Consider the following 13,884-nt stretch of genomic DNA (forward strand, 5'->3'; position numbering starts at 1 on the left):
AATTTCCATTTGGTCGAGTTGCAGTTGCGGCAGGTAACTGAGGATCTACCCCCTGGTTTTTACCGCCAGTTGCCAAAACTGGCGGATGGCCATTTGGAAGGTTATCCGCGCGTTGTTTCTCTTGCGTGGGCCTATGTGGCCCATAGTGACAGTTTGATTTCCGGTGCTATTTTGCAACGGTTTGTTCAGGCATATCAACGCGTTGCGCCACTGAAGATTGGCGAGATCTGGGCGGTTGCCATCTCGCTGCGGATCGTTCTGGTCGAAAACATGCGCCGCCTCGCGGTTCAGATTGTCGAGGGCCAGCGGCAAAGGGCTGCGGCTGACGGCTTGTTTGACAGTGTGATCGGCAATGATGGCAGCAGTGTGCCCTTGCATCTGGCCGTAGCGGAATATGACAAAGCCCCGCTGGATGAGATTTTTGCCGCCCAGATCGCCCGGCGTTTGCGGGGATATGATCCCGTCGACACGCCGCTTTATGGGTGGCTTGAGGATCGGCTGCGGCGTCAGGGCACTTCGTCTGACGCTGTTGTGGCGCATGCGCTTGCGCGGCAAGGTGCGTCGAATGTGACCATGCGCAACATTGTCACCTCGCTTCGCACGATTTTGGAACTCGACTGGGCAGATTTCTTTGAAGACGTCAGTTTGGTTGATGCGCGGTTACGGGCATCGTCGAACTTTGCCGCGATGGATTTTGCCACCCGCAATGCTTATCGCACCGCAATTGAGGATTTGTCGCGGCATTCAAAGCTGGATGAATTGGCCGTTACGGATGCAGCGCTGCTGTTTGCGGCGGCTGGAGAGACCGATCGCGCCCGCGATCCCGGTTTTGGCTTGATCGGGCCGGGGCGTGCCACGCTTGAGTCGCGGGTCGGCTATCGGCCCAATCTGCGGCGGCGGGTTTTCACCATAGCGGCGGGCTGGGGCTTGGGCAGTTATCTGGCAGCCATTGCTTTGGTAACAGCGCTGGTGGTTTGGGCGGCGCTTGCTGGTGTTGGCGCTGCGGGTTGGTTGCTGTTGCCGCTGGCGGTGCTGGCGATACTGCCTGCCAGCGACACCGCGACGGCCTTGGTCAATCATGCGATCACCCGAACGGTTGCGCCACGGGTATTGCCAGGAATGGACCTGCTGGACGGTGTTCCGGCAGACATGCGCACGCTGGTTGCGGTGCCGGTGCTGCTGGCCAACGAGGATTCGGTGCTTGCCCAGATCGAGCAGTTGGAGGTGCATTATCTCGCCAGCATCGGTGGGGCTGTGCATTACGCGCTGTTGTCCGATGGCCCTGATGCAGACACCGAGAAACTGGCAATAGATCCCAATCTGATTGCCTTGGCCGAAGACGCGATTGCACAGCTGAACCGCCGTTACCCAATGCAGGGGGGCGCGCGGTTCTTGTTGTTGCACCGGCGGCGGCTATGGAACCCTTCCGAGGCGAAATGGATGGGGTGGGAGCGTAAACGCGGCAAGTTGGACGAGTTGAACCGTTTGCTGCGCGGCGCCACCGACACCAGCTTTGTCACCGGGCAAGATGCGGTGCCGCAGGATGTCCGCTATGTGATCACGCTGGATGCGGATACACGGCTGCCGCGCGATGCCATGCGTGCGATGCTGGGTAAAATGGCGCATCCGATGAACAAGGCGCGGTTTGACCAGGCGCAGGGCCGTGTGGTGGAAGGCCATGCGATCTTGCAACCGCGCGTCACGCCTGCCTTGCCCATCGGCAGCGAAGGCTCGGCCTATCAGCGCATCTATTCCAGCGCGGGCGGGATCGAGCCCTATGCGGCGGCAATCTCGGAAGTCTATCAGGATCTGTTCGACGAGGGGTCTTTTACTGGCAAGGGCATCTACGAGGTTGATGCATTCACGGCGGCGCTGGAAGGCCGCGTGCCGGAAAACACCATGCTGAGCCATGATCTGTTCGAGGGCATTTACGCCCGTGCGGCGCTGGCGTCGGATATTGAGGTGATCGAAGATTTTCCGGCCCGGATGGATGTGGCGTCAAAACGCCAGCACCGTTGGGTGCGGGGGGATTGGCAATTGCTGCCGTGGTTGCGCGACGGCTCCATGCCGCCCGTGGGGCGCTGGAAGATGGTCGACAACCTGCGCCGATCCTTGGTCGCCCCAGCCGCTTTGGCGGCGTTGTTTGTCGGCTGGTTGATGCCGCTGCCGTTGGCGATGCTTTGGACGGTATGTGTGGTGGCGATGATGGCGCTGCCGCGTTTGCTGGGCTTGCCACATGCGATTTTGCCGCGCCGGGCGGGGCTAAGCGCGGCCGCGCATTATGCGGCCTTGCGGCGGGATGCGGTTGCGGCCGTTGCGCAGATTGCGCTGAACATCGTGTTTCTGGCGGATCAGGCTTGGTTGATGCTGGATGCGATTTTCCGCACCATCTACCGCTTGCGGGTCAGCCGTCAGCACTTGCTGGAATGGGTCACGGCGGCGCAATCAGCGGCGGGGCGCAGGCCTGGGGTGTTTGGCCAGTATCGCAGCATGATGGGCGGTGTGGGGTTGGGGCTTGCAGCGGTGGCGCTGGCTGGGCTGATCAACTCCGACGCGGCGCCTTTGGTGGGCGTGTTTGGGGTGATCTGGGCAGTGGCTCCCGTTTTGGCCTGGTGGATCAGCAGGCCAGATGCGCCACAACGCGCGGCGGATATGGCAAGCGCCGATGTGCAGGCGTTGCGCTTGATTGCGCGGCGGACCTGGCGGTTCTTTGAGACCTTTGTCACCGAAGCGGAAAACTATCTGCCGCCCGACAACTTTCAGGAAATTCCGCGCCCGGTGGTGGCGCATCGCACATCGCCGACCAACATTGGCCTCTATCTGCTGTCAACCGTTGCAGCGCGGGACATGGGCTGGGTGTCTGAAAGCGTTGCCTTGCTGCGGATGGAGAAAACCTTGGCCACCATGGCCAAGATGCAGCGCTTTCGCGGGCATTTCTACAACTGGTACGAGACGACCGATCTACGCGTGCTGGAACCGCTTTATGTCTCGTCGGTCGATAGCGGCAATCTTGCGGGCCACCTGATTTGTGTGGCGCAGACCTGCCGCGAATGGGCGGCACAACTGCCGTCTGATCCAGCCTTGTTGCAAGGTTTGCGGGATGCAGCAGAATTGGCAAAACTGGCCACTCAAAAGCCGGCTCCGGCGCTGGAGACCTTGCTTTCAGCGATTGCCGCCGAAAACCGTGCTGAGTTGGCGGCCTGCGTGACAGCGGCGCAAGCCGAAGCCATCAGGCTTGAGGGTGCAGAGTCAGAGCTTGCGTTCTGGACCGGCACGATGGTGCAGCGCGTCAGCGCAGCGGCACCCATCGAACGGCGGGTCGAGCGGTTGCTGGGCATCGCCATGGCCGCATATCGGTTCGCCAATGAGATGGATTTCGCTTTCCTGCTGGTGCCGGAAAAGGAACTGCTGTCCATCGGGTTTTCTGTCACCAACAACGCGCTGGATATCAACTGCTATGATCTGCTGGCATCCGAGGCGCGTCTGGCCAGCCTGTTCGCCATCGCGAAAAAGGATGTAAAAACCAAGCATTGGTTCCGATTGGGCCGGGCCGCGACGGCCATCGGCACTGGATCGGCGCTGATTTCGTGGTCAGGCTCGATGTTCGAGTATCTGATGCCATCGCTGGTGATGCGTGCCCCCGAGGGATCGGTTTTGGCGCAAACCAATGCGCTGATCGTGGCACGGCAGCAGGCTTATGGCCGCGCCATGGGAATGCCTTGGGGCATTTCTGAATCCGCGTATAATGCCCGCGATCTGGAGATGACTTATCAATACTCCAACTTTGGCTTGCCGGGATTGGGGCTAAAGCGCGGGCTGAGTGAGCATAAGGTCATCGCCCCCTATGCAACCGGGCTTGCAACCATGGTCGATCCGCAGGGCGCGCTTGCGAACTATCGCCAGCTTGCCAGTATGGGGGCCGAAGGGCGCTATGGTTTTTATGAAGCCCTGGATTTCACGCCGCAGCGGGTGCCAGAAGATGAGACCATGGTGATTGTGCGCAGTTTCATGGCGCACCATCAGGGGATGACCATCACTGCAATCGTCAACGCGGTGCGGGATGGCATTCTGCGGGCGCGCTTTCATGCGGTGCCGATGGTACAGGCGGTTGATCTGTTGTTGCAAGAACGCGTGCCGAGGGATGTGGCGATGGCTCCGCCACATGCCGAAGAAGTCAAGGTTGGCGCAACAGAAACGATTGAGGCCCCGAAGGTGCGGCGCTTTGACAACCCCGCCGCCACGCCTCCGACGGCGCATCTTCTGTCGAATGGCAGCTATGGTGTCATGCTGACCCCGACCGGCGCGGGCTATAGCCAATGGCGCGATATGGCCGTGACCCGTTGGCGCAGCGATGCGACGGTCGATGGCTTGGGCTCGTTCCTCTATCTGCGAGATGTGCAGAGCGGGCATAAATGGTCGTCAGGCGTGCAACCCACAAAGGCGATTCCGACGCGGCACAGCGCTGTGTTTTCGGAACATCAGGCAATCTTTGAGTGTCGTGATGGCACGCTGACCACAACGACAGAAATCGTGGTCTCTGCCGAGGATGATGCCGAGGCCCGTCGCGTGACGCTGACAAACACCGGGCGGCAGGCGCGGGAGATTGATCTGACCTCATACAATGAATTGGTGCTTGCACCTCCAACGGCTGATCTTGCGCATCCAGCGTTTTCGAAACTGTTTGTGGTGACGGACTATCTGCCCGAATTGGACGTTGTGATTGCAACACGACGCCCGCGCGGCCCGGATGAGCCGCAGGTATGGGCCGCGCATATCGCGGTGGTCGAAGGCACTGAATCGGCCTCTATGCAGCATGAAACCGACCGGGCGCGCTTTATTGGCCGTGGTCGCAATCTGAGCGCGCCGGCAATGCTGGATGGTCCGCTGTCTGGCACGACGGGAACGGTTCTGGACCCGATCTTTTCGATCCGTCGCCGGGTGGTTGTGCCGCCAGGCGGCATGGCGCGGGTGACGTTCTGGACGATGGTTGCCGAAAACCCCACCGGTTTGCTGGAACTTGTGGATCGTCACCGTGACCCGTCAGCCTTTGATCGTGCCAGCACTTTGGCTTGGACGCAGGCACAGGTACATTTGCGGCATCTGGGGATTTCCAAAAACGAAGCCAGCGATATGCAGTCGCTTGCGGGCTTTATCTTGCGCGCTGATCCGCGACTGCGCGCGGCCTCGGGCCGGATCATCGCGGGCGCAGGTCCGCAATCGGGGTTGTGGCAGTTTGGCATTTCGGGGGATCGCCCCATCGTGTTGATGCTGATCGACGACGCCGATGATCTGGCGCAAGTGCGGCAAATTCTGGCGGCGCATGAATATTGGCGCGCGCAGCAGTTGGCCGTCGATCTGGTCGTGCTGAATGAACGCTCATCCTCCTATGTGCAGGACTTGCAGATCGGGATCGAAGCTGCGGTGCGCATGGCGCAGAGCCGTCCGCGTGCGGTTGGCACCGCGCAGGGCGCGATCTATGCGCTGCGCACCGATCTGATCACGCCGGAGGCGCGGGCGCTGCTGCTGTCGGTGGCGCGTGTGGTCCTGATCGCCAGCCGCGGCGACATTGGGCAACAGCTGGATGCACTGCCAGCGGTTCCGGCGTTGCCTGCGCCTGTTGCTGTGCCGCAAACCGGCGTGGTTGCCGAAGCGGTGCCGGATGTGCCCCTGCCCGCGCTGGAGTTTTTCAATGGCACCGGCGGGTTTGATGCGGATGGCCGCGAATATGTGACGGTTCTGCGCGACGGGGCGACAACTCCGGCACCTTGGATCAACGTTGTGGCAAACCCTTCTTTTGGGTTCATCACTTCGGCTGAAGGATCCGGCCCGGTCTGGGCGGAAAACAGCCGTGAAAACCAGCTTACGGCATGGTCGAATGATCCTGTAACCGATGCATCAGGCGAGGCGGTTTATCTGCGCGATCTGGACACCGGCACGCTCTGGACGCCCACCGCTCTGCCGATCCGCGGGCCGGGAATCTATATCGCCCGGCATGGTTTTGGCTATTCGCAGTTTGAATATGCGGGTCATGGCATTGCAGCCAAAATGGTGCAGACCGTGCCGCTGCAAGACCCTGTGCGGATCACCCGGTTGACCTTGCGCAACCAGACCGAACGCACCCGCAGACTGTCAGTGACAACCTATGCCGAATGGGTGATGGGCACTTCGCGCGCCGCCACGGCAGCGGTGCTGACGACCGAGCGCGATCCCGAAACCGGGGCGTTGATGGCGCGCAATCCTTATGGCATGGCGTTTCCCGGTCGTGTGGCTTTTGCCGACATTGGCCCCGATGTCGCAGGCTATACCGGCAATCGCACCGAGGTTCTGGGGGTTGCGGGCAGCTTGGCCGCCCCGCTTGGTCTGCAAGATCAAACCTTGTCAAACTGGGTTGGCGCAGGCGTTGATCCTTGCGCGGCGCAACAGCGCATCATCACCCTTGCCCCGGGCGAAAGCATCGAATTGCGTTTCCTGCTGGGGCAAGCCAAGCGGATCGAGGAAGCGCGTGATCTGATCATCCGCTACCGAGCGGCTGATCTGGACGTGCTCCAGACCGATGTGGCCGCGCATTGGGACGGTATTCTGGGCGCCGTGCAGGTGAAAACGCCTGACCGATCCATGGATATTCTGCTGAATGGGTGGTTGTTGTATCAAACCTTGGCCTGCCGGATCTGGGCGCGGGCAGGGTTCTATCAGGCCAGCGGCGCTTATGGCTTCCGTGATCAGTTGCAAGATGGCATGGCGCTGACGTTCAGCCGGCCCGACATGACGCGCGAACACCTGCTGCGGGCAGCCTCGCGGCAGTTTCCCGAAGGCGATGTGCAGCACTGGTGGTTGCCCCATTCCGGGCAAGGCGTGCGGACGCGGATCTCCGATGACCGGGTCTGGCTGGGTTTTGGCGTTGCGCGCTATATCGGCATCTCGGGGGATACGGCCATCCTTGACGAGCAGGTGCCGTTTCTGGAAGGCCCGCAAGTGCCAAACGGCAAGCACGACGACTTCTTTCAGCCGACAATCTCGGAAGAGACTGCAAGCCTGTTCGAACATTGCGCGCGCGGGCTGGATCAGGCCGTTGCCCTCACGGGCGAAAACGGTCTGCCATTGATCGGCACGGGCGATTGGAATGACGGCATGAACCGGGTGGGTGAGCATGGCATGGGCACCAGCGTCTGGCTGGGTTGGCTGCTGATCGCAACCGTGGAAATGTTTGCCCCCCTGGCAGAGACCCGCGACGCCGCGCGTGCGGCAAGGTGGCGGGCGCATGCGAAATCTGTGCGGGCGGCGATCGAGGATATGGCTTGGGATGGCGCTTGGTATCGGCGTGGCACCTTTGATGATGGCACTTGGTTCGGCTCGGTCGATTCAGAAGAGTGCAAGATCGACAGTATCGCCCAATCCTGGTCTGTGCTGTCTGGCGCCGGAGACCCAGCGCGCGCCGCGCAGGCGATGGATTCTGTCAGCCAGCATCTGATCCGGCGCAATCCTGACATGGCGTTGCTGTTCACCCCGCCCTTTGATCACGCGCCACATGATCCCGGCTATATCAAAGGCTATCCGCCGGGTTTGCGCGAAAACGGTGGCCAATACAGCCATGCGGCGATGTGGGCCGTGCTGGCTTATGCGCGGCTGGGTCAGGGCGACAAGGCGGCAGAATTGTTCGGCATGTTGAACCCGATCAACCATGCGCTGACTGCCGATGCCGCCGGGCTATACAAGGGCGAGCCTTATGTGATTGCTGCCGATGTCTATTCCACCGCCCCGCATGAGGGCCGCGCGGGTTGGACTTGGTACACAGGCTCCGCAGGCTGGATGTATCGTGCCGGGGTTGAGGGCATCATCGGGCTGACACGTGAGGCAGAGGTCTTGGTGCTTGACCCCGGTATACCATCGGCATGGCCGGGGGTCTCGGTCATGGTGCGGCATGGGGCGTCGCAGGTGCAGATCGAGATCGTCAACACCAGCGGCGCAGGCCGCGGCGTTGTGCAGGCCGAAGTTGACGGCGTCGTCACCCGACAAGCCAGCGGCGCATTTCGCTTGGCCTTGCGTGACGGCACCATGCACGTGCGTTTGACGCTTGGGGTAGACGGTTGAGCGGCCAGCCTGCAGTTGCCATGGTTCCATCACAGTTCACCCCATGCTGTGGTGGAACCGCGTTTAACCGATTGTGGCCATCGCGGAATGTGATGAAGTTTGCGAAACTCCACGCGTGGCGGGCAGCCTCGAAAAATTATTGGGAAACCCTTGGTAACAGGCCGCCGTCCAGCTTCGGCAGAATGTCAGGGTCAATCTGGATAGGGTGATCAACCTCGTGCACGTGGCGGCATCGCTTTGGCTACAGTTTCGTAGGCGCGCGGATGAACAATGCGTTTTCCGCGGGGGAGGGCAAAGACACCTATGACGGCGCTCTGGGATTTGACGTGCTGAACATGGCGCGCTGGTGTGGCAGGACGCCTGCGGTGATCGTGGCGCAGTTGAACAACTTCGCCACCTTGTTGGGCAGCACCTTCGAGTTTCACCGGCACGCTTTGGCGGGGGCGTTGCAGCTTGAACGGTGTTTGGCTTCGTGCCATGCCTGCCTGATCAGAGGTCAACCCGGAGCGGCCATGTGGCTTTTCGATGAAATCCGCCGGATCGGGCAAACGGCGGGCTATTCGCTTGCGGGTTGGCAGCATGGCTGGCGAGCCGAGAAAAGCCTGCGGCAATGGGCCTATGTGAACCTTGTGGCATGGGTTGCCCTGATTGCCCTGCGCCCGCCGTTGTGGGCCTGTGCGTTGATCGTGGCGCAAGGTTTGCTGTTGCTGGCGTTTGAGCTGGTTAATTCGGCCATCGAGGCAACCATCGACTACATTTCCACCGCGCGGCATCCGTTGGCCAAGGCCGCCAAGGATACCGGCTCGGCCGCCGTTGCGGTGATGGGGCTGGGCTATATCGCCACTTGGGTGTTTGTGCTGCTTGCCCTTTTCTGATGCGGCGTTAGGCTTGGCATAGGGCGGAGGCGAACGTGAGCGAGAACAAACATATTCTGATCACTGGCGCGGGGTCTGGCATTGGCCGGGCGACGGCGCGGCTGTTCTTGGCGGCGGGCTGGAACGCGGCGCTTATGGGGCGCAGGGCCGAAGCTTTGGCTGAAACGGCTGGCACGCATGCGGCCACGTTGCTGCCTGCCGATGTCAGTAATCCTGCCGAGGTGGAGGCCGCCTTTGCCAAGCTGCCTCGGCTGGATGTGCTGTTCAACAATGCAGGCATTTCCGCCCCCGCCGCGACGATTGACGAAATCTCGGTGGAACAATGGCTTGCGGTCAGCAACACCAATATCACGGGCATGTTTCTGTGTGCGCGGGCGGCGTTTCGGATGATGCGGAATCAGTCGCCGCGGGGCGGGCGGATCATCAACAACGGGTCCATCTCGGCGCATGTGCCGCGGCCGGGTTCTGTGCCTTACACCATGTCCAAACATGCGGTCACGGGGCTAACCCGAACGCTGGGGCTGGATGGCCGCGCCTTTGACATTGCCGCTGGGCAGATCGACATCGGCAACGCGCTGACCGAAATGGCCGCGCAATTCACCAAAGGCGTGCCGCAAGCGAACGGCCAGATCGCGGTCGAGCCGGTGATGGATGTGACCCATGTGGCCGAAGCCGTTCTGCACATGGCCAGCCTGCCGCTATCGGTGAACGTGCCATTCATGACCATCATGGCGCGCGACATGCCCTATATCGGGCGCGGTTAAGCCTGCGCATTGCCGAGGGTGGCAAAAGTCGCTAGTGCGGCATCGGCGTTCGGGCCACGATAGAGCCAGCGCTGTGCAAGTGGGAAGTGGTGTAAATCTTGATTCCGTTCAATAAACCAGCTGTCGTTGGGCAAGAGTTCAGCTTTCTGCAACAGGCGGTGGATCGCGGCCAGCTTTCGGGCGATGGGCTGTTCACCAAGCGGTGTTCGGAACAGATCGTCGCCATGACCGGGGCGCGCGCCGCCCTGCTGACCCATTCCTGCACGGCTGCGCTAGAGATGGCGGCGATTCTGGCCGATCTGAAACCGGGGGATGAGGTGATCATGCCTTCGTTCACCTTCGTCTCGACCGCCAATGCAGTGGCCCTGCGGGGTGCGGTGCCGGTGTTTGTCGATATCGACCAAGACAGCCTGAATATCGATCCTGACAAGACTGCCGCCGCTGTCACCAGCCGCACCCGTGCGATTTTTGCGGTGCATTATGCAGGCTTTCCAGCCGATATGGATCGTTTGGCCGAAATTGCCCGCGCGCATGATCTGCTGTTGGTCGAGGATGCCGCGCAGGCGCTGGGCTCGACCTACAAGGGCAGGCTCGCGGGGTCTTTGGGTGATCTGGCCGCCTTCAGCTTTCACGAAACCAAGAACATCATCAGCGGCGAGGGTGGCGCGCTGACGCTGAACCGCGGCGATCTGGTCGAGCGTGCCGAGATCATCCGCGAGAAAGGCACCAACCGCTCGCGCTTTTTGCGCGGTCAGGTCGACAAATACACCTGGGTCGACATTGGGTCATCGTTCCTGCCGGGCGAGTTGATTGCGGCTTTCCTGTATGGTCAGTTGGATCAGGCAGAAATGATCCAGCACCGGCGTCTCGCACTATTTGATCACTACGCCACAGCCTTTGACGATCTTGAACAATCGGGGCGCGTCGGTCTGCCCCATGCGCCAGCGGATACCACCGGCAACGGCCATATGTTCTATCTGATGATGCGCGACATTGACGACCGCGACGGCTTTATCGCGCATATGCGGCAGGCCGAGATCATTACGCCGTTCCACTATGTGCCGCTGCACTCTGCCCCCGCAGGCCTGCGCTATGGCCGCAGCGACGCCGCGCTGCCGGTGACAGATGACGTTTCGGCGCGGTTGGTGCGGCTGCCGATGTATTTCGGTCTGGGGCAGGACATTGACCGCGTGATCTTCGTGGCGCGCAATTATCTGATGGCGAAACCTGCGGGGGCGACGTGGCATATCTGAGCGACAGCCAGTTGCGGGCGATGGGATTTGCCAATCTGGGGCAAAACGTCAAGATCAGCGACAAGGCCGCGATCTATGGCGCAGAGCAGATGCAAATCGGCGATCACAGCCGGATTGATGACTTTTGCGTCGTCTCGGGGCGAGTCATGATCGGGCGCAACGTGCATATCGCGCCGTTTTGTCTTGTGGCAGGTGGCGTGCCCGGCATCACGCTTGAGGATTTCTCGGGGCTTGCCTACCGCGTCTGTGTCTTTGCCCAGTCCGATGATTACTCGGGGGGCACGATGACCAACCCGACTGTGCCCGCGCGCTATAAGGTCGAGCGTCATGCCGCCGTGCGCATTGGGCGTCATTGCATCGTCGGTGCAGGGGCGGTGATTGCGCCGGGCGTCGCCTTGGGTGAGGGCTCGGCGGTGGGTGCGGCATCCCTTGTGCTGCACGCGACCGATGCGTGGACGATCTGTGCCGGCAGCCCCGCACGAAAGCTGAAAAACCGCAGCCGCGATCTGCTGGCGCTGGAGCGGGAATATCTGGCGCAGGAAAAGCCATGACCAAGCGGCCCAATTACATCGTGTTTGCGCCGGGCTATGATCCCGACAGCGGCGGGTCGATCTTTCTGCATCAGCTGGTGCATGCGTTGAACCAGTTGGGAGAGAAGGCTTACCTTTGGCATTGGGACACGCCGCGCATGACGCTGGGCGATCAGGTGCAGGCGGTCTTGCAGCGGCCCAGTCGGCTGTGGAAAGCCGCAAAGTTCGAGCGTGACGCCACATTGAACACGCCTGTGGCGCGGCAGGGTAATCTGACGGCTGACAGTATCGTGGTTTATCCCGAGGTCACGCTCGGCAATCCGCTGAACGCGCGCCACATCGCGCGCTGGCTGCTTTACCGGCCCGGTCTGCGCCAGCCCTACAGCTTTACCACCGGTGAGATGTTCTTTCGCGCAGGCGAAATGTCCGATCTGCCCGAGTTGACCGGGGGCGCGCCGGAATTGTTCGTCTGGCGCATCAATCCGGTTTACCGCGACGAGGCGCGCGTAGATCGGCAGGGAAGTTGCTATATTGTGCGCAAGGGCGATGCCAAGCCGCGCATCCCTGAAACCGCGCAGGCGATCCAGATTGATGGCATGTCGCATGCCGAAGTCGCCGAGGTTTTCAACCGCTGCACCACGTTCTATTCCTACGACGAGGCGACACTTTACTCGCAATATGCCGCGATCTGCGGCTGCGACAGTGTGGTGATCCCCGGCCTTTATCCGTCACGCGCAGAATGGGTGCAATCGCATGCCTTGGCGCGTTATGGGGTGGCTTACGGACTGGACGACCTGGATCATGCCCGCGCCACCCGGCATCTGACCTTGGGGGTCTTGCAGGCGCAAGAGACCAAGGGGATGCAAACTGTGCAGGATTTTGTCGATCTGACGCAGGCGCGGTTTGGCGCGCGCTGATTGCCGGGCACGCGATCAGGCTTTATCGCCGCAAAACATCTCATAAACCAGCGCCACCATGGCGCGCACTTTGGGGTCTTTGATGGCATAGAAGATCACCTTGCCATCGCGTCGCGCGGCAACCAGACCCTCACTGCGTAGGCGTGCCAGATGCTGGCTGACTGCCGCCTGCCGCGCGCCGATCAAAGCCTCAAGCGCCGTGACCGATTTCTCGCCCGAGGACAGATGGCACAAGATCATCAACCGGCCTTCGTGCGACAGGGCCTTGAGAAAGGCCGCAGCCTCGGCCGCGCGTGCGGCCATCTCATCCGGCGAGGGGGCGCTATGCGCAAGTTCTGTGGTCAGTCCGGCCAATGCAAGGCTCCTCCCCGGCGCTGTTGATGAGTGTTAGCATGAATATCAGGGCTGTGCGAGGGGGCGTCACTGGACTGTTGCGCTGGCATGGTTACTCTGCGCCGCAGATTTTCAAGGAGCCTCTGATGCAACGCGACCCCGCCTTCACCGCCCCCGGCCAATTCTGGCGCGGCAACCTGCACACCCATTCCACCCGGTCTGACGGCGTGCTGGCCCCCGAAGAAGTCTGCCGCCGCTACAAGGCCGAGGGCTATGATTTCATCGCGCTGACCGATCATTTCGTGGGAATCTACGGCTATCCGATTGTCGATACCGTGCCGATGCGTGATGCCGATTTCACCACCATTCTGGGGGCCGAGTTGCATTCCGGGGCAATGGCCAACGGTGAGTTGTGGCATATTTTGGCGGTGGGCCTGCCCGCCGATTTTGCGCCCTCGAACAGCCCCAGCTTCATTCCCATGGCAGGGCAGGAAACCGGGCCCGAGATTGCAGCGCGTGCGGTGGCGGCGGGGGCTTTCGTGGCGATTGCGCATCCACAATGGTCGGGCCTGACGCTGGCCGATGCCCGCAGCATCACCGCTGCCCATGCGGTTGAGATTTACAACACCGGCTGCGATTTCGGCGCCGACCGCCCTGATGGCTTTGCGATTGCCGATCTGTTGCTGACCGAGGGCCGGCGGTTGACGATGGTCGCGACGGATGATGCGCATTTCTCGGAACCCGACTATTTCGGCGGCTGGGTGATGGTGAAATCGCAAGCCAACACGCCCGAGGCTTTGCTGGCTGCGCTAAAGGCGGGGCATTTCTATTCCAGCCAAGGGCCGGAATTGCGCGACGTGCGGATCGATGGCGATCATGTTGTCGTCGAATGTTCAGCGGTGGTTTCGGTGGTGGCACTTGGCCATGGCACCGGGGCCAAGGCGGTGCATGGCCAATCGCTGACCCGCGCCGAAGTGCCATTGGCGCGGCTGAACAATTCGCCTTGGGTGCGGGTGGCGGTGATTGATGCGGCGGGCAAACGCGCCTGGTCGAACCCGATCTGGGTGGACTTTGTGCAGGGCAAGAACCCGCGCGTCGCAGGTTAATCGCGCGGCTGATCGCAT

At 61.4% G+C, this 13,884-nt stretch carries 9 protein-coding genes; 7 read left to right on the forward strand and 2 right to left on the reverse strand.

Annotation, left to right across the window (positions count from 1 at the left end):
• Positions 1-45 precede the first annotated feature (45 nt).
• Entirely contained in the window at positions 46-378 is a 333-nt protein-coding gene (locus ACFOGH_RS02610) for a hypothetical protein (protein WP_380074019.1), read from the reverse strand.
• Between ACFOGH_RS02610 and ACFOGH_RS02615 the strand changes: the two genes are divergently transcribed.
• The 6 genes from ACFOGH_RS02615 to ACFOGH_RS02640 all read left to right on the forward strand — a co-directional run bounded on the left by ACFOGH_RS02615 (position 367) and on the right by ACFOGH_RS02640 (position 12,427).
• Positions 367-8,088 (forward strand): GH36-type glycosyl hydrolase domain-containing protein, encoded by a 7,722-nt coding sequence (locus ACFOGH_RS02615; protein WP_380073955.1) that lies wholly within the window; start codon positions 367-369, stop codon positions 8,086-8,088. The two genes, ACFOGH_RS02610 and ACFOGH_RS02615, sit on opposite strands and share 12 nt — an antisense overlap.
• Positions 8,089-8,351: 263 nt before the next feature.
• The gene (locus ACFOGH_RS02620; RefSeq protein WP_380071491.1) at positions 8,352-8,963 is read left to right on the forward strand and encodes a diacylglycerol kinase; all 612 of its coding nucleotides are present in this window, start codon (positions 8,352-8,354) and stop codon (positions 8,961-8,963) included.
• A gap of 35 nt (positions 8,964-8,998) precedes the next feature.
• Positions 8,999-9,727 carry an SDR family oxidoreductase gene (locus ACFOGH_RS02625; protein WP_380071492.1) on the forward strand — a complete coding sequence of 243 codons (729 nt, stop codon included), beginning with the start codon at positions 8,999-9,001 and terminating at the stop codon, positions 9,725-9,727.
• Positions 9,728-9,825: 98 nt separating this feature from the next.
• Entirely contained in the window at positions 9,826-10,980 is a 1,155-nt protein-coding gene (gene rffA, locus ACFOGH_RS02630) for a dTDP-4-amino-4,6-dideoxygalactose transaminase (protein WP_380071493.1), read from the forward strand.
• Entirely contained in the window at positions 10,968-11,531 is a 564-nt protein-coding gene (locus ACFOGH_RS02635) for an acyltransferase (protein WP_380071494.1), read from the forward strand. Before rffA ends, ACFOGH_RS02635 begins: the two co-directional genes overlap by 13 nt.
• Positions 11,528-12,427: a hypothetical protein gene (locus ACFOGH_RS02640; RefSeq protein ID WP_380071495.1), complete on the forward strand. Its 900-nt coding sequence runs from the start codon at positions 11,528-11,530 to the stop codon at positions 12,425-12,427. Before ACFOGH_RS02635 ends, ACFOGH_RS02640 begins: the two co-directional genes overlap by 4 nt.
• A 15-nt stretch (positions 12,428-12,442) precedes the next feature.
• Here the strand turns inward: ACFOGH_RS02640 and ACFOGH_RS02645 are convergent, their stop codons facing one another.
• Positions 12,443-12,730 carry an ArsR/SmtB family transcription factor gene (locus ACFOGH_RS02645; protein ID WP_380073956.1) on the reverse strand — a complete coding sequence of 96 codons (288 nt, stop codon included), beginning with the start codon at positions 12,728-12,730 and terminating at the stop codon, positions 12,443-12,445.
• A gap of 176 nt (positions 12,731-12,906) precedes the next feature.
• On the opposite strand from ACFOGH_RS02645, the gene ACFOGH_RS02650 reads away from it, so the two are divergent.
• Positions 12,907-13,866: a CehA/McbA family metallohydrolase gene (locus ACFOGH_RS02650; RefSeq protein ID WP_380071496.1), complete on the forward strand. Its 960-nt coding sequence runs from the start codon at positions 12,907-12,909 to the stop codon at positions 13,864-13,866.
• The last annotated feature ends 18 nt before the right edge of the window (positions 13,867-13,884 follow it).

The sequence above is a fragment of the Cypionkella sinensis genome, from assembly GCF_042646385.1.
GTDB classification, from domain to species: domain Bacteria; phylum Pseudomonadota; class Alphaproteobacteria; order Rhodobacterales; family Rhodobacteraceae; genus Cypionkella; species Cypionkella sinensis.

Excerpts from the sequence above, each read along its gene's own strand:
- ACFOGH_RS02610 (WP_380074019.1), bottom strand. The coding sequence starts at position 378 with ATGCAAGGGCACACTGCTGCCATCATTGCCGATCACACTGTCAAACAA.
- ACFOGH_RS02620 (WP_380071491.1), top strand. The coding sequence starts at position 8,352 with ATGAACAATGCGTTTTCCGCGGGGGAGGGCAAAGACACCTATGACGGC.
- ACFOGH_RS02640 (WP_380071495.1), top strand. The coding sequence starts at position 11,528 with ATGACCAAGCGGCCCAATTACATCGTGTTTGCGCCGGGCTATGATCCC.
- ACFOGH_RS02645 (WP_380073956.1), bottom strand. The coding sequence starts at position 12,730 with ATGGCCGCACGCGCGGCCGAGGCTGCGGCCTTTCTCAAGGCCCTGTCG.
- ACFOGH_RS02650 (WP_380071496.1), top strand. The coding sequence starts at position 12,907 with ATGCAACGCGACCCCGCCTTCACCGCCCCCGGCCAATTCTGGCGCGGC.